Annotated in this window: 19 protein-coding genes; 14 read left to right on the top strand and 5 right to left on the bottom strand. The window is 62.0% G+C overall.

Annotation, left to right across the window (positions count from 1 at the left end; translation table 11 throughout):
* Window positions 1–172: 172 nt before the first annotated feature.
* Together J3P86_RS15760 and gloB are read right to left on the bottom strand one after the other, a co-directional pair.
* Window positions 173–1,630: a transglycosylase SLT domain-containing protein gene (locus J3P86_RS15760; protein WP_434630302.1), complete on the bottom strand. Its 1,458-nt coding sequence runs from the start codon at window positions 1,628–1,630 to the stop codon at window positions 173–175.
* A gap of 99 nt (window positions 1,631–1,729) precedes the next feature.
* The gene (gene gloB / locus J3P86_RS15755; protein ID WP_434698380.1) at window positions 1,730–2,497 is read right to left on the bottom strand and encodes a hydroxyacylglutathione hydrolase; all 768 of its coding nucleotides are present in this window, start codon (window positions 2,495–2,497) and stop codon (window positions 1,730–1,732) included.
* Window positions 2,498–2,562: 65 nt separating this feature from the next.
* Here gloB and J3P86_RS15750 point away from each other — a divergent pair, with 65 nt between their 5' ends.
* The 4 genes from J3P86_RS15750 (at window position 2,563) to J3P86_RS15735 (ending at window position 5,587) form a co-directional block, all read left to right on the top strand.
* Window positions 2,563–3,321, top strand: coding sequence for a class I SAM-dependent methyltransferase (locus tag J3P86_RS15750; RefSeq protein WP_434698379.1), 759 nt, complete (start codon window positions 2,563–2,565; stop codon window positions 3,319–3,321).
* A gap of 92 nt (window positions 3,322–3,413) precedes the next feature.
* Complete coding sequence (rnhA, locus tag J3P86_RS15745; protein WP_030142629.1) at window positions 3,414–3,866, top strand: ribonuclease HI; 453 nt, start codon at window positions 3,414–3,416, stop codon at window positions 3,864–3,866.
* An 86-nt stretch (window positions 3,867–3,952) separates the two neighbouring features.
* Window positions 3,953–4,714: a DNA polymerase III subunit epsilon gene (gene dnaQ / locus J3P86_RS15740; protein ID WP_434601099.1), complete on the top strand. Its 762-nt coding sequence runs from the start codon at window positions 3,953–3,955 to the stop codon at window positions 4,712–4,714.
* A 258-nt stretch (window positions 4,715–4,972) separates the two neighbouring features.
* A complete protein-coding gene (locus tag J3P86_RS15735; protein WP_434573605.1) occupies window positions 4,973–5,587 on the top strand; it encodes a GNAT family N-acetyltransferase in 615 nt (204 codons plus the stop codon).
* On the opposite strand, the gene J3P86_RS15730 is transcribed toward J3P86_RS15735, so the two are convergent.
* Together J3P86_RS15730 and J3P86_RS15725 are read right to left on the bottom strand one after the other, a co-directional pair.
* Window positions 5,553–6,446 carry a LysR substrate-binding domain-containing protein gene (locus tag J3P86_RS15730; RefSeq protein WP_434698378.1) on the bottom strand — a complete coding sequence of 298 codons (894 nt, stop codon included), beginning with the start codon at window positions 6,444–6,446 and terminating at the stop codon, window positions 5,553–5,555. The two genes, J3P86_RS15735 and J3P86_RS15730, sit on opposite strands and share 35 nt — an antisense overlap.
* Window positions 6,447–6,531: 85 nt before the next feature.
* Complete coding sequence (locus J3P86_RS15725; protein ID WP_434631270.1) at window positions 6,532–6,792, bottom strand: hypothetical protein; 261 nt, start codon at window positions 6,790–6,792, stop codon at window positions 6,532–6,534.
* 186 nt (window positions 6,793–6,978) lie between these two features.
* On the opposite strand from J3P86_RS15725, the gene J3P86_RS15720 reads away from it, so the two are divergent.
* Both J3P86_RS15720 and J3P86_RS15715 read left to right on the top strand, forming a co-directional pair.
* Window positions 6,979–7,536, top strand: coding sequence for an NADPH-dependent FMN reductase (locus J3P86_RS15720; protein ID WP_305500446.1), 558 nt, complete (start codon window positions 6,979–6,981; stop codon window positions 7,534–7,536).
* Between the two features lie 177 nt (window positions 7,537–7,713).
* Complete coding sequence (locus tag J3P86_RS15715; RefSeq protein WP_305500447.1) at window positions 7,714–8,997, top strand: arsenic transporter; 1,284 nt, start codon at window positions 7,714–7,716, stop codon at window positions 8,995–8,997.
* Between the two features lie 122 nt (window positions 8,998–9,119).
* Here the strand turns inward: J3P86_RS15715 and J3P86_RS15710 are convergent, their stop codons facing one another.
* Window positions 9,120–10,070, bottom strand: a complete 951-nt coding sequence (locus tag J3P86_RS15710) for a DUF1853 family protein (protein ID WP_434698377.1) — start codon at window positions 10,068–10,070, stop codon at window positions 9,120–9,122.
* A 104-nt stretch (window positions 10,071–10,174) separates the two neighbouring features.
* On the opposite strand from J3P86_RS15710, the gene J3P86_RS15705 reads away from it, so the two are divergent.
* The 8 genes from J3P86_RS15705 to J3P86_RS15670 all read left to right on the top strand — a co-directional run bounded on the left by J3P86_RS15705 (window position 10,175) and on the right by J3P86_RS15670 (window position 20,539).
* Window positions 10,175–11,065, top strand: coding sequence for an NAD(+) kinase (locus tag J3P86_RS15705; protein ID WP_003180647.1), 891 nt, complete (start codon window positions 10,175–10,177; stop codon window positions 11,063–11,065).
* Window positions 11,062–12,036 (top strand): metallophosphoesterase, encoded by a 975-nt coding sequence (locus tag J3P86_RS15700; RefSeq protein WP_434574157.1) that lies wholly within the window; start codon window positions 11,062–11,064, stop codon window positions 12,034–12,036. Before J3P86_RS15705 ends, J3P86_RS15700 begins: the two co-directional genes overlap by 4 nt.
* Window positions 12,033–12,905: a rhomboid family intramembrane serine protease gene (locus J3P86_RS15695; protein WP_434601090.1), complete on the top strand. Its 873-nt coding sequence runs from the start codon at window positions 12,033–12,035 to the stop codon at window positions 12,903–12,905. Before J3P86_RS15700 ends, J3P86_RS15695 begins: the two co-directional genes overlap by 4 nt.
* Window positions 12,906–12,950: 45 nt before the next feature.
* The gene (locus tag J3P86_RS15690; protein ID WP_305500450.1) at window positions 12,951–13,211 is read left to right on the top strand and encodes a YeaC family protein; all 261 of its coding nucleotides are present in this window, start codon (window positions 12,951–12,953) and stop codon (window positions 13,209–13,211) included.
* A complete protein-coding gene (locus J3P86_RS15685) occupies window positions 13,208–14,038 on the top strand; it encodes a DUF2797 domain-containing protein (RefSeq protein ID WP_434698376.1) in 831 nt (276 codons plus the stop codon). Before J3P86_RS15690 ends, J3P86_RS15685 begins: the two co-directional genes overlap by 4 nt.
* Window positions 14,039–14,051: 13 nt before the next feature.
* Window positions 14,052–16,709 (top strand): aminopeptidase N, encoded by a 2,658-nt coding sequence (gene pepN, locus J3P86_RS15680; RefSeq protein ID WP_434698375.1) that lies wholly within the window; start codon window positions 14,052–14,054, stop codon window positions 16,707–16,709.
* A gap of 358 nt (window positions 16,710–17,067) precedes the next feature.
* Window positions 17,068–18,120: a WD40/YVTN/BNR-like repeat-containing protein gene (locus tag J3P86_RS15675; protein ID WP_434698374.1), complete on the top strand. Its 1,053-nt coding sequence runs from the start codon at window positions 17,068–17,070 to the stop codon at window positions 18,118–18,120.
* A 43-nt stretch (window positions 18,121–18,163) separates the two neighbouring features.
* Window positions 18,164–20,539: an efflux RND transporter permease subunit gene (locus tag J3P86_RS15670; protein ID WP_434573619.1), complete on the top strand. Its 2,376-nt coding sequence runs from the start codon at window positions 18,164–18,166 to the stop codon at window positions 20,537–20,539.
* Window positions 20,540–20,565: the final 26 nt, after the last annotated feature.

The following is a 20,565-nucleotide window of genomic DNA, read 5'->3' as shown; positions in this document are numbered from 1 at the left end:
CAGGAAAAAGGCGGGGGCTTGTGGCGAGGGGATTTATCCCCGCTGGGGCGCGAAGCGGCCCTGGAACCTGACAACTCGGTGTATCAGATAGATCCAGGGGGGCTGCTTCGCAGCCCAGCGGGGATAAATCCCCTCGCCACAACAAGCTCCCTTGCTTCAGGGAGCCGCGGTGTCAGTGTGGGGAATAGACCGTCAGCATCTGTCCAGGCTTGAGCGCCTTGCCCATGCGCGGGTTCCAGCGCTTGAGGTGCTGCATTTCGACGTTGAAGCGCTTGGCAACGACATAAAGCGAGTCGCCTTGCTTGACCTTGTATTGGGTCTGCTTTTTCTGTTCGTTGCTCTTGGCGGCTACGACAGTGTTGATGCGTTTGCCGCTGGCCTTGGTTGCCTTGGTGGCCTTGACGTCTTGCATGACCAGGGTCTGGCCGACCTTGAGCTTGTTGCCGCTGAGCTTGTTCCAGCGTTGCAGGTCCTTGGTCTGGACGTTGTTGGCCTTGGCGATCTGGGCCAGGTTGTCGCCGCGCTTGACCCGGTAGCTGCGCCGTACACCTTCCACTTCGCTGTCATCGGCGTTTTCGAAGACCGGCTTGAGCGAGCGCGGGCTGATCAATTCTTCCGGGCGCATGGTTGACAGGCTGGCGGTCAGCAACTGTGCCTTGGAGGTCGGGACGAGCAGGTGTTGTGGGCCGTCGACGGTGGTGCGTTGCTTGAACGCCGGGTTGAGCTGGAACAGCTCGTCTTCGTCGATGTTCGCCACCGCTGCGACTTTTGAAAGGTCCATGCGCTGGTTGATCTCGACGACCTGGAAGTAGGGTTCGTTGGCGATCGGGTTGAGGTTCACGCCGTAGGCATCGGGGGCCAGTACCACTTGGGACAGCGCCAGCAGCTTCGGCACGTAGGCCTGGGTTTCGCTGGGCAGAGGCAGGTTCCAGTAGTCGGTGGGCAGGCCGAGCTTTTCGTTGCGCTCGATGGCCCGGCTGACCGTGCCTTCACCGGCGTTGTAGGCCGCCAGCGCCAACAGCCAGTCGCCATTGAACATGTCATGCAGGCGCGTCAGGTAATCCATGGCGGCCGTGGTCGACGCAGTGATGTCGCGACGTCCGTCGTAGAAACGCGTCTGGCGCAGGTTGAAATAACGCCCGGTGGAGGGGATGAACTGCCACAGGCCCACCGCGTTGGCGCGGGAATAGGCCATCGGGTTGTAGGCGCTTTCGATCACCGGCAACAGCGCCAGCTCCAGCGGCATGTTGCGCTCTTCCAGGCGCTCGACGATGTAGTGGATGTACAGGCTGCCGCGCTCGCCGGCGTTTTCCAGGAAGGACGGATTGCTGGCGAACCACAGGCGCTGCTGCTCGATGCGCGGGTTGACCCCGGCGGTTTCCTGCAGCTGGAAGCCCTGGCGCATGCGTTCCCAGACGTCCTGGGGCACTTGCGGGCTGGGTTTTTCCGTCAGCCAGACGGGTTTTTGCTTGGCTCGCGCGGCGATATTCGGCGTATGCGCGACATCGGCCTGCGGCACCTGGCTGGTGCTCTGGCAGCCGGCCAGCGTGGCGGACACAGCCACCGCGATGGCTTGAGCCAAGCGGGTCAATGTGTCTGACTGGACGGACCTGCGAATAGATGACGACATTGGCTGGAAGTAAGTTCCGGGCAAAAATGTCGGCCGATTCTAGGAAGCGCACCCCAACAGGTCAACCATTCAGAATTTTTGTATCAATTGATAGCGGGCTTAGAACTTATCTTTCCAGGCCCTCAAGGCCGCAAAAACCTCACTCCCCGTCTGGTTACGCTGGCCGTTCCGTTCGTCTGCTTTTTCTTTAACGGATGTTTCAGCGGTGCGCAAAAACGGATTGGTGAGCTTTTCCAGGGCCAGGGTCGACGGCAGGGTGATGACGCCCTGGCTGCGCTGCTCGGTGACTTTCTCCAGACGCGCGGCAATGTCCAGATTGGCCGGCTCGACCGCGACGGCAAACTTCAGGTTGCTCAGGGTATATTCATGAGTGCAGTAGACGAGCGTATCGTCGGGCAGTGCGGCGAGGCGGCTCAAGGAGTGGTGCATCTGTTCGGGCGTGCCCTCGAAGAGCCGGCCGCAACCGGCGGCGAACAGCGTGTCGCCGCAGAACAGCAGGCCGCGATGGTAGTAGGCGATATGCCCAAGGGTGTGTCCGGGCACGGCGTGAATATCGAAGTCCAGGCCCAGCACGTTGACCTTGGCGTTGTCCTCCAGGGCGATGTCCCGCGCCGGGATGTTTTCGCTGGCCGGCCCGTAGACGGTGGCGTTTGTCGCGCTTTTCAGCGCCGCGACACCGCCGACATGGTCATGGTGGTGATGAGTGACCAGGATGTCGCTCAGGACCCAGCCCGGATGGGCGTCGAGCCAGGCCCGTACGGGGGCGGCGTCGCCCGGGTCGACCACGGCGCAGCGCTGGGTCGAGTGATCCTGTAACAACCAGATGTAGTTATCGGTAAACGCGGGCAGGGCACTGATCTGTATCATCGCTGAATTCGCCAAGCTCAAAACAAAGGCGCATCTTAGAACTTCCTGGCGCGTTGGAGAATGCAATGACCGATGAAGCGTTCGCTCAGGCTGATCCTGAATGGCTGGCATTGATCAGTTCCGCCCGTGAATGGCTGTCCGGCCCTGTCGGGCAATTCCTGCTGGAAGAAGAACGGCGCATGCTCGAAGACGAGTTGGGCCGGTTCTTCGGCGGCTACCTGGTGCATTACGGCCCCTCGGCGCAGACCCCACCGTCGGCCCCGCAGGTGCAGCGCAACGTACGCCTGGGCGCGCCGTTGCCTGGCGTGGAAATCGTCTGCGAGGAGCAGGCCTGGCCGTTGAGCGAGCATGCCGCCGACGTGGTGGTCATGCAGCACGGCCTGGATTTCTGCCTGTCGCCCCATGGCCTGTTGCGCGAGGCCGCCAGCAGCGTGCGTCCAGGTGGCCATTTGTTGATTGTCGGCATCAACCCCTGGAGCAGTTGGGGGCTGCGTCATATATTCGCCGGCGACGCGCTGCGCCAGGCCCGTTGCATCTCGGCATCGCGAGTGGGCGACTGGCTCAACCTGCTCGGCTTCGCGCTGGAGAAACGCCGCTTCGGGTGCTATCGTCCGCCGCTTGCGTCGCCCAAGTGGCAGGCCCGTCTGGCCGGATGGGAGCGCAAGGCCGGTGACTGGCAATTGTCCGGCGGCGGCTTCTATCTGCTGGTGGCGCGCAAGATCGTGGTCGGCTTGCGCCCGGTACGCCAGGCGCGGCGCGAGCCGGTGGGCAAGCTGATTCCCTTGCCGATGGCCAAGGTCAATCGCCGTCACATCGAGCCGTAACTTTTATTTCCAATGGTTCTGGCCGGCATTCGGCTTCGGGCGTCGAGCGTTCCCGGCCGGTGGGCCTTTGCATTTTTTCTGGATAGATTGGCATGAGCGATAGCGTAGAACTTTTCACTGATGGCGCCTGCAAGGGCAATCCGGGCCCGGGTGGCTGGGGTGCGTTGCTGGTGTGCAAGGGCGTGGAAAAGGAACTCTGGGGCGGCGAAGCCAATACCACCAACAATCGCATGGAACTGATGGGCGCCATTCGCGGCCTGGAAGAACTCAAGCGGCCATGTGATGTGCTGCTGGTAACCGACTCGCAGTATGTAATGAAAGGCATCAACGAGTGGATGGCCAACTGGAAGAAGCGCGGCTGGAAAACGGCGGCGAAGGAACCGGTCAAGAACGCTGATCTCTGGAAGCTGCTGGACGAGCAGGTCAACCGCCACAACGTCACCTGGAAATGGGTGCGCGGGCACATCGGCCACCACGGCAACGAGCGGGCCGACCAGTTGGCCAATCGTGGAGTGGATGAGGTACGGGGGTATAAGCAGGCTTGATCCAAAGCGGTCCCGGGCTTATCCCACCGAATAGCGTGCTAACATCCGCGCTTTTGCAAGACTGCCCGTTTGAGAGCTGAACACTGATGGCCAACAGATCTGTAGTACTGGATACCGAAACCACCGGCATGCCGGTGACCGACGGTCACCGGATTATCGAAATCGGCTGTGTCGAGCTGATTGGTCGACGCCTGACCGGTCGTCATTTCCACGTTTACCTGCAACCGGACCGCGAAAGCGACGAGGGTGCCATTGGCGTGCACGGCATCACCAACGAATTCCTGGTGGGCAAGCCGCGTTTCGCCGAGGTAGCCGATGAGTTCTTCGAATTCATCCAGGGCGCGCAGTTGATCATCCATAACGCGGCGTTCGACGTCGGGTTCATCAACAACGAATTCGCCCTGATGGGCCAGCACGACCGGGCCGACATCACCCGGCATTGCACTATCCTCGATACCTTGATGATGGCGCGGGAGCGGCATCCGGGCCAGCGCAACAGCCTTGATGCCTTGTGCAAGCGCTACGGGGTCGACAACTCCGGTCGTGAGCTGCACGGCGCCTTGCTCGACTCCGAGATCCTCGCCGACGTCTACCTGACCATGACTGGCGGTCAGACCAGCCTGTCCCTGGCCGGCAATGCGTCTGACGGCAATGGCACCGGCGAAGGTTCGGGTAACCAGGCGAGCGAGATCCGGCGTTTGCCGGCAGACCGCAAGCCGGCCCGGATCATCCGAGCCAGCGAAAGCGACCTGGCCGAACATGCCGCGCGTCTGGAAGCCATCGCCAAGTCCGCCGGTGCCCCGGCATTGTGGACGCAATTGGTCGAGGCGCAGGCTGCCGCGAGTTGATGAGATATCTGTGGGAGCGAGCCTGCTCGCGAAAGCGCTGGGTCAATTGGCAACTGTCGAATGTGCCGACGCCTTCGCAAGCAGGCTCGCTCACACAAGAGCTTTCATCATGCAGTTTCCGGCGCAATCGCCAATACCTTCCAATCTGAAGTAAAGGCAGGCCATGGTTATCCGCGTGACGTGTGAAGATTCGACAAGCAAGGGCAATGGATGGCTTCGCGCCGTTGGTTGTCTCAAGGAATGAGGACCTTCCCCAGTATGCAACCGGTCATGAATCCCAAGCACCCCGGCCTGTCGGTGCGCGTCGCCGATGACGGCTTCGCCGCTTATATCTGGGGCAGCGATTTCAGTTTCGAAGTCAGCGTCTATGGCACGGCGCAGATCGGCCGGCCGGTGAGCCAGTGGCCGGTGACGCCGATCGTTCCCTACCGCAAGTGCTACGGCATCGACCCTGAAGAGTTCGGCAGTTTTCGCGATGCCCCGGACAGCGAAATCTTCATGGCCTACCTGGACGACCAACCGGTCGGCCATCTGGTCGTCAGCACCAATTGGAACGGGTATGCCCATATCGACGAGCTGGCGGTGCATGCCCCGGCTCGCCGGCATGGGGTGGCCAAGGCCTTGCTCGATGTGGCCCAGTTCTGGAGCCGCAAGAAAAAACTGCCGGGCATCATGCTGGAAACCCAGAACAACAACCTGGGCGCATGCCGGCTTTACGAGCGCTGCGGCTATGTGCTCGGCGGCATCGATCACCTGCGCTATCGCGGCATTGACCGGCACACCGCCGAGGTGGCGCTGTTCTGGTACCGGTTGTTCGACGATCCACTGGGCATGACGGTCAGTGGTTCAGCAACGCCTCGGCTTGTTCCGTGATCCGTTCCAGCAACGACTGGACCGCCGGTGAAGGCGTGGCACCGTTCAGGCTCAATGCATAGAGGCAGATGGGCACGGCCGGCGATACCGGACAGATGTCCAGGTCGCCGCCTCTGGCCCCCGAGGCGGTAAACGGGTCGACAATCGCCAGGCCTTCGCCGGCCTCGACCATTGCCCGCATCATCTGATGAGTCTGCACGCGTATCTGCACCACCGGCGCCGGGCGCAGTGCGCCAAGCTTGTGGTCGAACGCCGGGCTCAGCGGATCATGCCCCTCCAGGCCGACCAGCGACTGGCCCGCCAGATCCTGAACCGACACGTATTTCTGTCGTGGTTGCAGCCAGCCATGGGGCGCCAGCAGCTGCAGTTTGCCTTGGGCGATCATCTGGCAATCGATGTCGGGATGTTCTGGGTCGTGCAGGCTCAGGCCCAAGTCGCTTTCACGCAGCAGCAGGCTTTTGACGATTTCCCGGGTCGGCTGGCTGAGCAGGGTGCACGGCGCATCCGGATGGCGCCGACGCAGGGCGGCAATGCTCAGGGGTAACAGCTGTTGGGCCAGTGGTGGGGTGCAGATGATGCGCAGGGGCGGCGCCTGATAATGCTTCAGGCTGGCGGCCATTCGCTGTATCGGTTCGAGGGTGTCGTACAGCCGCGTGATGCCTTCGCGTAATTCCAGGGTTTCCCGCGTCGCCTGCAAGCGTCCGCGCACGCTGGCGAACAGCATGAAACCGAGTTGGGCCTCCGCATCGCGCAGGATCGACTCGACTTCGGCCACCGGCAATTGCAGCCATTCGGCCGCGGTACCCAGGTGGCCAGTCTGCAGCAGCGCCTGGATCACTTCGATGTGGCGTAAACGCATGCAAGAGGTCCGTATTAGGCAGGTAAGCCATTGAGTGGCTGAATCCTAACCCAATTACGGGTGCGACTTCTGCTCATGCAAACAGTTATAGAGCGATCTGCGTTTCGACTGGCGCCTGAGGCTGCCGTGGCGTTTCAGGCTCGCGGGTCAGGTGGATGCCGGTTTGCACCAGGATGAACGTGTCCTCGTCGACTTTGCTGACCCGATCTCCAATGGCCAGCTTATAAGTGATGACATCCTTGCCAATGCCGTCTTGTGACGGGTCTGATTCTTGGAATTCATGCACCGAATAGACGCGACCTTCGGCGTCCCGTGCATGAAATTGTCCGACAAGTACTGCTGCCATTGCTTGGAACCTCTGAAAATAGATCACTCGATTTGCGGTTCTGTAGACCTTGGTCAAGTGCGGTAAGTTTTCCTACAGTAAAAAAATAGTCCGGTTGGCAGGTTTTGGGTGATCCACTGGTCCAATTGTGGTGCCGATCATCTATAACTACAGGCTCCCTTTGAGCCGATAGTCGAGAAGCCTCTCATGAGTAATGTCTACACAGTGGCGGTTTTAGTGGGCAGCCTGCGCAAGGCGTCGATCAACCGAAAGGTCGCGTTGGCCCTGGCGGACCTGGCGCCGTCCAACCTGAAACTGGAAATCGTCGAAATCGGCGAACTGCCGCTCTATAACGAAGACATCGACGTCTCGCCGCCGGCGGCCTATACCGCGTTTCGCCAGAAGGTCGGCGCGGCGGATGCGTTGTTGTTCGTGACACCGGAATACAACCGCTCGGTGCCGGCCCCGTTGAAGAATGCCATTGATGTCGGCTCGCGCCCCTACGGTCAGAGTTGCCTGAGCGGCAAGCCGGGCGCAGTGATCAGCGCCTCACCCGGCGCCATCGGCGGTTTTGGCGCCAACCACCATTTGCGCCAATCCCTGGTTTTCCTCGACGTGCCTTGCATGCAACAGCCGGAAGCCTACCTGAGCGGTGCGGGAACGGCGTTCGACGAGGCGGGCAACCTGTCGGAATCGGTGCGGCCGTTTTTGCAGAAGTTCATCGATGCCTATGGCAAGTGGGTGGAGCAGCATAAGAAGGTTTGATACCACCGTGAGACCCGTGGCCAGGGAGCTTGCTCCCTCGCCACAAGTGCATCCATGACCGCATGAGCCGTTCAATTCCTGCTTTACCGAATATTCGAAACTCCCTATCTTCGCCGTTCGCTGGCGCAGGGGCGTCCTGCTGCTGGTTTTTTTCTTTTTCTTTCAAGGCTGTAACGCATGCTCATCGCGTCATTGATTTTCCTGCTGACCATAACGCTGGTGATCTGGCAGCCCAAGGGGTTGGGCGTCGGCTGGAGTGCCACCCTTGGTGCACTGTTGGCCTTGCTGAGCGGCGTGGTACAGGTCGGGGACATTGCCCTGGTGTGGCAGATCATCTGGAATGCCACCGGTACGTTCGTCGCGTTGATCATCATCAGCCTGTTGCTGGACGAGGCCGGGTTCTTTGCCTGGGCCGCGTTGCATGTGGCCCGTTGGGGGCGAGGCAGCGGCCGCAAGCTGTTTGCGTTCATGGTGTTGCTCGGGGCGCTGGTCTCGGCATTGTTCGCCAACGACGGAGCGGCGCTGATCCTGACGCCTATCGTGATTTCCATGTTGCTGGCCCTGCGGTTCTCGCCGGCGGCGACCCTGGCGTTCGTGATGGGCGCCGGTTTCATCGCCGATACCGCCAGCCTGCCTCTGGTGGTATCGAACCTGGTGAACATCGTTTCCGCGGATTTCTTCGGCATCGGCTTCAACCGCTACGCGTCGGTCATGGTGCCGGTGAACCTGGTCAGCGTTGCGGCCAGCCTGGCGATACTGCTGTGGATGTTTCGTCGCGATATCCCGCGCGACTATGACCCGCAGCAGCTGGACGACCCGGCAAGCGCCATCCACGATACGGCAACTTTTTATGCCGGTTGGGTGGTGTTGGCGATCCTTTTGCTGGGCTGCTTTGCCCTGGAGCCGCTGGGCATTCCCATCAGCGCGATTTCGGCGGTCTGCGCTGCACTGCTGTTGGCGGTGGCGGCTCGAGGGCACAAGATCTCCACGCGCAAGGCGATGAAAGAAGCGCCCTGGCAGATCGTGATCTTTTCCCTCGGCATGTACCTGGTGGTCTATGGCCTGCGCAACGCCGGCCTCACCGGCTACCTCGCCGCCTGGCTCGATGGCTTCGCCGGTTATGGGGTGTGGGGCGCGGCCATGGGGACCGGGCTGTTGACCGCGCTGCTTTCATCGGTGATGAACAATCTGCCGACGGTGCTGATCGGCGCGTTGTCCATCGATGCCAGCCAGGCCACTGGCGTGGTCAAGGAGGCGATGATCTACGCCAACGTCATCGGCAGTGACCTCGGGCCGAAAATCACGCCGATCGGCAGCCTGGCAACCTTGCTTTGGCTGCATGTGCTGGCGCGCAAGGATATCCGCATCGGTTGGGGTTATTACTTCAAGGTCGGGATTGTGCTGACGGTGCCGGTGTTGCTGGTGACGTTGGCGGCGCTGGCGGTGCGGTTGTCGCTCTAGGCCGTGGCGACGCCTTCGCGAGCAGGCTCGCTCCCACAGGGGAATTGATTCCTCCAAGGGCACTGCATTCCAGATGTGGGAGCGAGCCTGCTCGCGAAGGGGCCCTGACAGCCCCCCAAACCTCAACCATTACCCGGCACATCCGGCCAAAGATCCGCCACCAGGAACGCCCGCTCGGCTTCTTCCCATTCGCCCTCGGCATTTTCGGTCAGGCGCACCATCAGTTGCGCCGGCGCCATGGGATCAAGGGCGGTTCGCCAGGCCTCCAGTTGTCCGGCAGTCCAGACCTGGTCAACCGGGTAATGGGCCGGGGCCAGCCAGGCCGCGCGGGGCAGGGGCTGCCAGTGCCCTGGCGGGCGCTGGGTGACGAATCCGGGCCAGTCCCGCTGGTGCAACCAGCAGCCGCGTAAATGCCGGGGGTGCGCACCGCTCGGCGGTTCGGCCTCGCCCGGCCAGGGATAGAGCAGATAGCCGCCGAGCCAAAGGTGTGAGCGAAACGACTCGATGCCCAGCGCTGCCAAGGCCTCGCGACTTTCCGGGCGTGCCGAGATCGGCAGTTGGTGCTCATGCAGATGCGTCAGCTTGCGGTCGAGTCGGTCATGGCAGCCGGGCCCAAGCCATTGCGCGGTATCTCGCCCGTTGCCTTGCTGCGGGCCCAGGTACAACTTGATCGCCAGCTCCAGGTGATGCACGCCTTCATTATCGCGTAGCAACAGGTCCAATTCGCCCAGCGTATGGCCGTCGCGCCGGATTGGCAGGTTCGCCGCGATCAGTTCGATGCCCGGCGCATGCTGCACGGCAAATTGCCAGAGCCTTTCGTAATACAGTCCCAGGCGCCGCGTGCGCCCCTGGGACAGGCACTGCAACAACGGATAGCTGTCGCGGTCCAGTTCGCGCAACCAGTGTTCCAGGCGATGGGGCTGCTGCACCCAGCCGCTGCCCGCTAGCGGATGACGCTGGGGCCAGGGCGTGTCGATGAGCATCGGCGGGGCGACGATCACCCACGCCAGGTCCCGTACTTCGGGATGGCGCAGGCGGCGGGGCAGGTCGAGCAATTCGGGAAACAGGATCATGTTGCGAGCATAGCCGTTGCGCTGAAGGCTTAAAGGATTTTGTCTACGGCGCGGTTTCGCCCATAATCGGGTTTTTCGCCCGTCGCAGACCTCGCAGGAGCCTCATGGAGCAATTTCGCAATATCGGCATCATCGGTCGCCTGGGCAGTTCCCAGGTGTTGGACACCGTTCGCCGTCTCAAGCGCTTCCTCCTGGAGCGGCACCTGCACGTGATCCTCGAAGATACCATCGCCGAAGTGCTGCCGGGCCACGGGCTGCAGACGTCGTCGCGCAAGATGCTCGGCGAAGTCTGCGACATGGTCATCGTGGTCGGTGGTGACGGCAGCCTGCTGGGCGCCGCCCGGGCCCTGGCGCGGCACAACATCCCGGTGCTGGGGATCAACCGTGGCAGCCTGGGCTTCCTCACCGATATCCGCCCTGACGAGCTGGAGATCAAGGTCGCCGAGGTGCTGGACGGCCATTACCTGGTGGAAAACCGCTTCCTGCTGCAAGCCGAGGTGCGCCGTCACGCCGAGGCCATCGGCCAGGGCGATGCGCTCAACGACGTGGTGCTGCACCCTGGAAAATCCACGCGCATGATCGAATTCGAGCTGTACATCGACGGCCAGTTCGTCTGCAGCCAGAAGGCCGACGGCTTGATCGTCGCCACCCCGACCGGTTCCACGGCCTACGCGCTGTCGGCCGGTGGCCCGATCATGCATCCCAAGCTCGACGCTATTGTGATTGTGCCCATGTACCCCCATACCTTGTCTGGGCGACCCATCGTGGTCGATGGCAACAGTGAGCTGAAAATCGTCGTGTCCAAGGATATGCAGATCTACCCGCAAGTGTCCTGTGACGGCCAGAACCATTTCACCTGCGCGCCGGGTGACACCATCACCGTCAGCAAGAAGGCGCAAAAGCTGCGCCTGATCCATCCGCTGGATCACAACTACTACGAAGTCTGCCGGACCAAGCTCGGCTGGGGCAGTCGTTTGGGGGGTGGAGGCGACTGATGCTCGATCCCGCGCGCAGTTACGATCTGATCGGCGATGTGCACGGATGCGCCTTGACCCTGGAACACCTGCTCGACCGACTCGGTTACCGCAAGCAGGCCGGGGTCTGGCGACATCCTTCGCGCATGGCGGTGTTCCTCGGCGACATCATCGACCGGGGCCCGCGGATTCGCGAGGCGCTGCACATCGTCCACGACATGGTCGTGGCCGGCCAGGCGCTGTGCATCATGGGCAACCACGAGTTCAATGCCCTGGGCTGGAGCACCCCGGCATTGCCGGGCAGCGGCCAGCGCTACGTGCGCGAACACACGCCGCGCCATGCCCGCTTGCTCAACGAAACCCTGACCCAGTTCGATCAGCACCCGGGTGAATGGCGTGATTTCCTCAAGTGGTTCTACGAGCTGCCGCTGTTTGTCGACGCCGGGCGCTTCCGGGTCGTCCACGCCTGCTGGGACGCCGGCCTGATCGAGCCATTGCGCGGCTTGTTCCCGGAAGGCTGCATCGACGAGCATTTTCTCCAGGCTTCGGCCGAATCGGGCAGTTTTGCCTGCACAGTGTTCGATCGCCTGTTGCGCGGCACCGACATGCGCCTGCCCCATGGCATGACCCTGACGGGCGGCGACGGCCTGACCCGCGCGTTCTTTCGCACCAAATTCTGGGAAGACAACCCGCAGACCTACGGCGACATCGTCTTCCAGCCCGACGCATTGCCGGAGCCGGTGGCCCGCACACCGTTGTCACCGGACGAAAAAAACAACCTGCTGCGGTATGGCGTCGATGAGCCGATGTTGTTCGTCGGCCACTATTGGCGCAGCGGCAAACCGGCGCCGATCCGCCCGAACCTGGCCTGCCTGGACTACAGCGCGGTGCTCTACGGCAAGCTGGTCGCCTATCGACTCGACCAGGAAACCCGTCTGGACCCGCACAAGTTCGTCTGGGTCGATGTCGAGCGGCCGGAGATGGGGCGATGAGCGTCGTCGCCGTCCTGCGCCTGCCCCTGGCAGTGGACCTGAGCGGTTTCGTCAAGCTGCTGCAGCGCATGCAGGTGCCTCATCGCGTCAGCGAAGAGGCGGGCGAGCAGGTGCTCTGGGTGCCGGATGAAATCAGCGAAAACGTGCGTTCGTTGTACGAGCGTTTTCCCGCCGGCGATCCCGAGCAACAGCTGGAATTGCCTGACACCGGCAGCACGTCCCGGCGGGCAGGGTTCGTCCAGCAACTGGCCCGCAGTCCGGTGACGGCCCTGATATTGCTGCTGAGCCTGATCGTCAGTGCCGTGACCCTGCTAGGGGAAAATCTTCAAACCCTGCGCTGGTTGACCTTCCTCGAGTTTCGCGTCGTCGGCGACTACATCCAGTTCACGCCGTTGGCCGACAGCCTCGCGGCGGGGCAGTGGTGGCGGCTGGTGACGCCGATGCTGGTTCACTTCGGCTTCCTGCACATCGCCATGAATGGCATGTGGTACTGGGAACTGGGACGCCGGATCGAAGCGCGCCAGGGCGGGATCAATCTGCTGGGGCTGACGCTGCTGTTCAGCCTCGTGTCCAATTTCGCCCAGTACCTGTTCAGCGGCGCGACCCTGTTCGGCGGGCTTTCCGGGGTGTTGTACGGCCTGCTGGGCCATTGCTGGATCTACCAGTTGCTCGCGCCGAACCCGGCCTATCACTTGCCCCGTGGGGTGCTGGTGATGATGCTGGTGTGGTTGCTGCTGTGCCTGTCCGGGCTGGTTTCGCTGATCGGTTTCGGCGAGATCGCCAACGCGGCCCACGTCGGCGGGCTGCTCGTCGGCTGCTTCACGGGCTTGTTGGGCGGGCTGTTCGCTCGCCGTAAAATGGCCCTTTGACCGGCGCCTGTGCCTTTTGAGAATGCGCAATTGCGCGGAGAACCCATGTCTTCCTTCAACGAAATGATCAACAACATCACCCCCGACATCTACCGCAGCCTGAAACTGGCCGTGGAAATCGGTAAATGGGCCGACGGCAACAAGCTCACCGCCGAGCAACGCGAGTTGTCGCTGCAAGCGATGATCGCCTGGGAAATCCAGAACCTGCCCGAAGAAGAGCGCACCGGCTATATGGGTCCGCAGGAGTGCCAGTCGAAAGCCACCGTCGTGCCGAATATCCTGTTCAAGTCGGACGCCATCCATTGATCGAGATTGGCCGCGGTGCAATCAGCAAGATGTCGGCACGCCTTGACGGGCCGACCGTTGAATACGCCTTTCGCCTGGGCGATGTCGAGGTGCCGGTCAACCCGTTGATCGGCAGCAGGGTTCGCCTGGAATACCTCGGTGCGATTCACTGTACCCATTGCGGACGGCGGACCAAGACCAGTTTCAGCCAGGGTTATTGCTACCCCTGCATGACCAGACTGGCCCAATGCGACCTCTGCATCATGAGCCCCGAGCGTTGCCATTTCGAGGCGGGTACCTGTCGCGACCCGGCCTGGGGCGAGCAGTTCTGCATGACCGATCATGTGGTCTACCTGGCCAACTCATCGGGCGTGAAAGTCGGCATCACCCGCGCCACGCAACTGCCGACCCGCTGGCTCGACCAGGGCGCGAGCCAGGCGCTGCCGATCCTGCGGGTCGCCACCCGCCAGCAGTCGGGTTTCGTCGAGGACCTGTTCCGCAGCCAGGTGGCGGACAAGACCAACTGGCGCGCCTTGCTCAAGGGCGACGCTGCGACGGTGGACTTGCGGCAAATTCGTGATTCACTGTTTGAAAGCTGCGCCCAGGGCCTGCAGGGTTTGCAGGAACGATTCGGCTTGCAGGCGATCCAGACCATAGCGGACGTCGAACCGATCGAGATCCGTTATCCGGTGCAGCAGTACCCGGCGAAGATCGTCAGCTTCAATCTGGACAAGGACCCGATCGCCGAAGGCACGCTGCTGGGAATCAAGGGCCAATACCTGATTTTCGACGCCGGCGTGATCAATATTCGTAAATACACGGCCTACCAGCTCGCCGTGCATCAGTAGAAGGATTCGACCCATGCGCACCGAACAACCGAAGATGATCTACCTGAAGGACTATCAGGCGCCCGAATACCTGATCGACGAGACGCACCTGACCTTCGAGTTGTTCGAGGACCACAGCCTGGTCCATGCGCAACTGGTGCTGCGCCGCAACCCCGAGCGCGGCGCCGGATTGCCGCCGCTGGTGCTCGATGGCCAGCAGCTGGAATTGCTCTCGATCAAGCTCGACGACGCCGACCTGGGGCAGGGCGACTACCAGCTGGATGACAGCCACCTGACCTTGCAGCCCAAGGCCCAGGCGTTCACCGTCGATACCACCGTGCGCATCCATCCGGAAACCAACACGGCCCTGGAAGGCCTGTACAAATCCGGCAGCATGTTCTGCACCCAGTGCGAGGCCGAAGGCTTTCGCAAGATCACCTATTACCTCGACCGCCCGGACGTGATGAGCAAGTTCACCACCACCGTGGTCGCCGAACAGCACAGCTACCCGGTGCTGCTCTCCAACGGCAACCCGATTGCCAGCGGCCCTGGGGAAGACGGCCGGCATTGGGCGACCTGGGAAGACCCGTTCAAGAAGCCGGCCTACCTGTTCGCCCTGGTGGCCGGTGACCTGTGGTGCGTCGAAGACACCTTCACCACCATGACCGAGCGCAACGTGGCGCTGCGCATCTACGTCGAGCCGGAAAACATCGACAAGTGCCAGCACGCCATGACCAGCCTGAAGAAGTCGATGCGCTGGGACGAAGAGGTGTACGGGCGCGAATACGACCTGGACATCTTCATGATTGTCGCGGTCAACGATTTCAACATGGGCGCGATGGAGAACAAGGGCCTCAACATCTTCAACTCCAGCGCCGTACTGGCCCGCGCCGAAACCGCCACCGACGCCGCGCACCAGCGAGTCGAGGCGATCGTCGCCCACGAATACTTCCATAACTGGTCGGGCAACCGCGTGACCTGCCGCGACTGGTTCCAGCTGTCGCTCAAGGAAGGCTTCACGGTGTTCCGCGACGCTGGGTTCTCGGCGGACATGAACTCGGCCACGGTCAAGCGCATCCAGGACGTGGCGTACCTGCGTACCCACCAGTTCGCTGAAGACGCCGGCCCAATGGCTCACCCGGTGCGCCCGGACAGCTTCATCGAGATTTCCAACTTCTACACCCTGACCGTGTACGAAAAGGGCTCGGAAGTCGTCGGCATGATCCATACCCTGTTGGGCGCCGAAGGCTTCCGCAAGGGCAGCGACCTGTACTTCGAGCGCCACGATGGCCAGGCCGTGACCTGCGACGATTTCATCAAGGCCATGGAGGATGCCAATGGCGTCGACCTGAGCCAGTTCAAACGCTGGTACAGCCAGGCCGGTACGCCACGGCTGGCGGTGAGCGAGTCCTACGACGCTGCGGCGAAGACTTACAGCCTGACGTTCCGCCAGAGCTGCCCGCCGACGCCGGACAAGGCCGAGAAACTGCCCTTCGTGATTCCGGTCGAGTTGGGCCTGCTGGACAGCAATGGCGCCGAAATTCCACTGCGCCTGAGCGGCGAAGCGGCGGCGAGTGGCACGACCCGGGTGATCTCGGTGACCGAGGCCGAGCAGACCTTTACCTTCGTCGATATCGCTGAAAAGCCCCTGCCTTCGTTGCTGCGCGGCTTCTCGGCGCCGGTGAAGCTGAGCTTCCCGTACGACCGTGATCAACTGATGTTCCTCATGCAACACGACAGCGACGGCTTCAACCGTTGGGACGCCGGCCAGCAATTGTCGGTGCAGGTCTTGCAGGAACTGGTCGGCCAGCACCAGAAAGGCGAAAGCCTGGTGCTCGACCCTCGGCTGGTCAGCGCCTTGCGCAGCGTGCTGTCGGATGAATCCCTGGATCAGGCGATGGTCGCGGAAATGCTCTCGCTGCCAAGCGAAGCCTACCTGACCGAAATCAGCGAAGTGGCGGACGTCGAGGCGATCCACGCCGCCCGCGAATTCGCTCGTCGGCAGTTGGCCGAAAACCTGTTCGAAGCGCTGTGGCTGCGCTACGAGGCCAACCGCGACCTGTCCCGGCGCACGCCGTACGTGGCCGAGGCCGAGCACTTCGCGCGGCGTGCGTTGCAGAACATCGCGCTGTCCTACCTGATGCTGACCGACAAGCCCGAAGTGTTGAGCGCCACGCTTGAACAGTTCGACACCGCCGACAACATGACCGAGCGCCTCACGGCGCTTGCGGTGCTGGTCAACTCGCCGTTCGAGACCGAAAAGTCCAAGGCCCTGGAAGTGTTCGCGGAGAACTTCAAGGGCAACCCGCTGGTCATGGACCAATGGTTCAGCGTCCAGGCCGGTAGCCCGCTGCCGGGCGGGCTGGCGCGGGTCAAGGCGTTGATGGAGCACCCGGCGTTCAACATCAAGAACCCGAACAAGGTGCGGGCACTGGTCGGCGCGTTCGCCGGGCAGAACCTGATCAACTTCCACGCCGCCGACGGTTCCGGTTATCGCTTCCTGGCGGACCTGGTGATCCAGCTCAACGCCTTCAACCCGCAGATCGCCTCGCGGCAACTGGCGCCATTGACCCGCTGGCGCAAATACGACAGCGCCCGCCAGGCCCTGATGAAGGGCGAGCTGGAGCGCATCCTGGCGTCCGGTGGGCTGTCGGCCGATGTGTTTGAAGTGGTGAGCAAGAGCCTGGCTTGACCAGGCTTCGCATTGCCTTTTGTGGCGAGGGAGCTTGCTCCCGCTGGAGGCCGAAGGACTCCCTTTTCTTGGTTTACCTGCCTTCACTGGCGAAACGAATCAAGATCAGGCCTGCTTCGCAGGCCAGCGGGAGCAAGCTCCCTCGCCACATCCATCACCCTCGCGAATGTCTTCTGATTCACCCTTGGCCGATATCCCCCCGGTTAACAAAAGATAACGTGGCGTCGATTGTCAGACCTTTCGAAAGCCCGATAGGATAGGTCCAGCTTGCGAAGTGGCTCTAGATTGCAGGTTTCAGGACTATGCTTCAGGACTGCAACGTACCAAGCCATAACAATAATAAATGGGGGAAAGGTCTATGAGTGAGCCTGTGATGGCTGTGGGCCGCTGCCGCCCGCCAGTGCTGCGCAGAGTTGCGCTGCTGGTCTCGGCGCTCTCGCTGCTGGGCTCTGCCGTTTTGTCGGCGCCGGTGCTGGCGGTTGCAGCGTCGACGGCCGATGTCATCTATTCCGTCGAATCGGCCAAGGCCAGCAAAACCCTCATGCTCGATGTGGTCCACGCCGGCCAGCGCCTGGTCGCGGTCGGTGACCGTGGGCATATCGTCTTTTCCGATGACCAGGGCAAATCCTGGACCCAGGCCAAGGTGCCGACCCGCCAACTGCTCACTGCGGTCTTCTTTGTCGATGACAAGCACGGTTGGGCCGTGGGGCACGACGCGCAGATCCTCGCCAGCGAGGACGGCGGCACCACCTGGACCAAGCAGTTCGAAGACCTCACCCGTGAAGCACCGCTGCTCGACGTCTGGTTCAAGGACGCCAGCAATGGCCTGGCCGTGGGCGCCTACGGTGCGCTGTACGCGACCACCGATGGCGGCAAGCACTGGGAGCAGGCCAGCGACCGCCTCGAGAATGAAGACCAATATCACCTCAACGCTATCGCCGCGGTAAAAGATGCCGGGCTGTTCATCGTCGGCGAGGCCGGCAGCATGTTCCGCTCCGCCGACTGGGGGCAGACCTGGGAAAAACTCGAAGGTCCGTACGAAGGCTCGCTGTTCGGCGCCATCGGCACCGCCCAGCCTTCGACCCTGTTGGCCTACGGCCTGCGCGGCAATCTCTATCGCTCCACGGATTTCGGCGACAGCTGGGAGCAGGTCGAGCTGAAGGCGGCCCGTGGCGCGCTGGAATTCGGCTTGTCGGGGGCGACGCTGTTGCCGGATGGCTCGATCGTGATCGTCGGCAACGGCGGCAGCGTGATTCGCAGCACCGATGATGGCGTGACCTTCAGCGTGTTCAACCGTCCGGATCGCATTTCCGTGGCGGCCGTCACGGCGGCGGGCAACGGCAACCTGATCCTGGCGGGACAGGGTGGCGTACGCGCTACCACGCCCACTGGCGCCGAACTGAGCAAATGAGCCGGGCCTGTCAGACGGGCACAATAACAAGAAGGCGGACCCCATGAGCAGTCATCACCAAGACAAGGCGACGTTCCTCGAGCGCCTGATTTTCAACAACCGCCCGGCAGTGATCATCATTTGCCTGCTGGTCAGCATTTTCCTGTTCTGGCAGGCCACGCTGATCCGGCCGTCCACCAGTTTCGAAAAAATGATTCCCCTCGAGCATCCGTTCATCGAGAAGATGCTCGAACACCGCAATGACCTGGCGAACCTGGGCAACACGGTACGGATTTCCGTGGAAGCTACCAACGGCGATATTTTCTCCAAGGAGTACATGGAGACCCTGCGCCAGATCCACGACGAGGTCTTCTACATCTCCGGCGTCGACCGCTCCGGCCTGAAGTCGCTGTGGAGCCCGAGCGTGCGCTGGACCGAAGTGACGGAGGAGGGCTTCGCCGGTGGCGAGGTAATCCCGCAGAGTTACAACGGTTCGGCCGACAGCCTCGACCTGCTGCGCAACAACGTGCTCAAGTCCGGCCAGGTCGGGCGCCTGGTGGCGAACGATTTCAAATCGAGCATCATCGATATCCCGCTGCTGGAGTCCTATCCCGACCCGCAAGACCAAGGCAAATTGCTCGCCCTCGATTATCGGAAATTTTCCCACGAGCTTGAAGACAAGATCCGCAACAAGTTCGAAGCGCAGAACCCGAATGTGCAGATTCACATCGTCGGCTTCGCCAAGAAAGTTGGCGACCTGATCGATGGCCTGGTCATGGTGGTGCTGTTCTTCGGCGTCGCCTTCGTCATCACCCTGATCCTGCTGTACTGGTTCACCAACTGCATGCGCAGCACCGTTGCGGTATTGAGCACCACCCTGGTGGCGGTGGTCTGGCAACTGGGGCTGATGCACGCGGCCGGTTTCGGCCTGGATCCATATTCGATGCTGGTGCCGTTCCTGATCTTCGCCATCGGCATTTCCCACGGCGTACAGAAAATCAACGGCATCGCCTTGCAGTCCAGCGAGGCGGACAACGCCTTGACGGCGGCGCGGCGCACCTTCCGCCAGTTATTCCTGCCGGGGATGATCGCGATCCTGGCCGATGCCGTCGGCTTCATTACCTTGCTGATCATCGACATCGGCGTGATTCGCGAACTGGCCATCGGCGCGTCCATCGGCGTGGCGGTGATTGTGTTCACCAACCTGATCCTGCTGCCGGTGGCGATTTCCTACGTTGGTATCAGCAAGCGCGCGGTCGAGCGCAGCAAGAAAGACGCGACCCGCGAACATCCGTTCTGGCGCCTGCTGTCGAACTTTGCCAGCGCCAAGGTCGCGCCGGTATCGATTGCCCTGGCCGTGCTCGCCTTTGGCGGCGGCCTCTGGTACAGCCAGAACCTGAAGATCGGCGACCTCGACCAGGGCGCGCCGGAACTGCGTCCGGACTCGCGCTACAACCAGGACAACAACTTCATCATCAGCAACTATTCCACCAGCTCCGATGTGCTGGTGGTGATGGTCAAGACCAAGGCCGAAGGCTGTTCGCGCTACGAAGCCATGGCGCCCATCGACGAGCTGATGTGGAAGATGCAGAACACCGAGGGCGTGCAGTCGGCGATTTCCCTGGTGACCGTGTCCAAGCAGATGATCAAGGGCATGAACGAGGGCAACCTGAAATGGGAAACCCTGTCGCGCAACCCTGATGTACTGAACAGCTCCATTGCCCGGGCCGACGGCCTTTACAACAACAGCTGTTCCCTGGCGCCGGTGCTGGTGTTCCTCAACGACCACAAGGCCGAGACGCTCGACCGCGCCGTGACGGCGGTGCAGGACTTCGCCAAGGAGCACAACCGCGATGGCCTGGAGTTCATCCTCGCCGCCGGTAACGCCGGGATCGAGGCGGCCACTAACGAAGTGATCAAGGAATCGGAACTGACCATCCTGATCCTCGTGTATATCTGCGTGGCGACGATGTGCATGATCACCTTCCGTTCCTGGGCAGCGACGCTGTGCATCGTCCTGCCACTGGTGCTGACCTCGGTGCTGGGCAACGCGCTGATGGCGTTCATGGGCATCGGCGTGAAGGTCGCGACACTGCCGGTGGTAGCCCTCGGCGTAGGGATCGGCGTGGACTACGGCATCTACATCTACAGCCGCCTGGAAAGTTTCCTGCGGGCCGGGTTGCCGTTGCAAGAGGCGTATTACCAAACGCTGAAATCCACTGGCAAGGCGGTGCTGTTTACCGGCTTGTGCCTGGCCATCGGCGTCTGCACCTGGATCTTCTCGGCGATCAAGTTCCAGGCGGACATGGGCCTGATGCTGACGTTCATGTTGTTGTGGAACATGTTCGGCGCGCTGTGGCTGCTGCCCGCGCTCGCGCGTTTCCTGATCAAGCCGGAGAAGCTGGCGGGGCAGAAGGGCAATTCGTTGTTTGCCCACTGACCGGACGCTGGATGCAAAAAGCCGCA

The organism is Pseudomonas sp. D1-1 (genome assembly GCF_051132225.1).
In the GTDB taxonomy this organism is placed as follows: domain Bacteria; phylum Pseudomonadota; class Gammaproteobacteria; order Pseudomonadales; family Pseudomonadaceae; genus Aquipseudomonas.
The sequence above is the reverse complement of the archived record's forward strand: the minus strand, read 5'-3'. Positions and strand labels throughout refer to the sequence as shown.

What these genes read in the sequence shown, in the direction of transcription:
- J3P86_RS15735 (WP_434573605.1), top strand. Translation starts at nt 4,973, where the DNA reads ATGCAACCGGTCATGAATCCCAAGCACCCCGGCCTGTCGGTGCGCGTC.
- J3P86_RS15675 (WP_434698374.1), top strand. Translation starts at nt 17,068, where the DNA reads ATGAGTGAGCCTGTGATGGCTGTGGGCCGCTGCCGCCCGCCAGTGCTG.
- J3P86_RS15670 (WP_434573619.1), top strand. Translation starts at nt 18,164, where the DNA reads ATGAGCAGTCATCACCAAGACAAGGCGACGTTCCTCGAGCGCCTGATT.
- J3P86_RS15750 (WP_434698379.1), top strand. Translation starts at nt 2,563, where the DNA reads ATGACCGATGAAGCGTTCGCTCAGGCTGATCCTGAATGGCTGGCATTG.
- J3P86_RS15715 (WP_305500447.1), top strand. Translation starts at nt 7,714, where the DNA reads ATGCTCATCGCGTCATTGATTTTCCTGCTGACCATAACGCTGGTGATC.
- J3P86_RS15705 (WP_003180647.1), top strand. Translation starts at nt 10,175, where the DNA reads ATGGAGCAATTTCGCAATATCGGCATCATCGGTCGCCTGGGCAGTTCC.
- J3P86_RS15710 (WP_434698377.1), bottom strand. Translation starts at nt 10,070, where the DNA reads ATGATCCTGTTTCCCGAATTGCTCGACCTGCCCCGCCGCCTGCGCCAT.
- J3P86_RS15695 (WP_434601090.1), top strand. Translation starts at nt 12,033, where the DNA reads ATGAGCGTCGTCGCCGTCCTGCGCCTGCCCCTGGCAGTGGACCTGAGC.
- pepN (WP_434698375.1), top strand. Translation starts at nt 14,052, where the DNA reads ATGCGCACCGAACAACCGAAGATGATCTACCTGAAGGACTATCAGGCG.
- J3P86_RS15725 (WP_434631270.1), bottom strand. Translation starts at nt 6,792, where the DNA reads ATGGCAGCAGTACTTGTCGGACAATTTCATGCACGGGACGCCGAAGGT.
- J3P86_RS15760 (WP_434630302.1), bottom strand. Translation starts at nt 1,630, where the DNA reads ATGTCGTCATCTATTCGCAGGTCCGTCCAGTCAGACACATTGACCCGC.
- J3P86_RS15730 (WP_434698378.1), bottom strand. Translation starts at nt 6,446, where the DNA reads ATGCGTTTACGCCACATCGAAGTGATCCAGGCGCTGCTGCAGACTGGC.
- rnhA (WP_030142629.1), top strand. Translation starts at nt 3,414, where the DNA reads ATGAGCGATAGCGTAGAACTTTTCACTGATGGCGCCTGCAAGGGCAAT.
- J3P86_RS15690 (WP_305500450.1), top strand. Translation starts at nt 12,951, where the DNA reads ATGTCTTCCTTCAACGAAATGATCAACAACATCACCCCCGACATCTAC.
- dnaQ (WP_434601099.1), top strand. Translation starts at nt 3,953, where the DNA reads ATGGCCAACAGATCTGTAGTACTGGATACCGAAACCACCGGCATGCCG.
- J3P86_RS15720 (WP_305500446.1), top strand. Translation starts at nt 6,979, where the DNA reads ATGAGTAATGTCTACACAGTGGCGGTTTTAGTGGGCAGCCTGCGCAAG.
- gloB (WP_434698380.1), bottom strand. Translation starts at nt 2,497, where the DNA reads ATGATACAGATCAGTGCCCTGCCCGCGTTTACCGATAACTACATCTGG.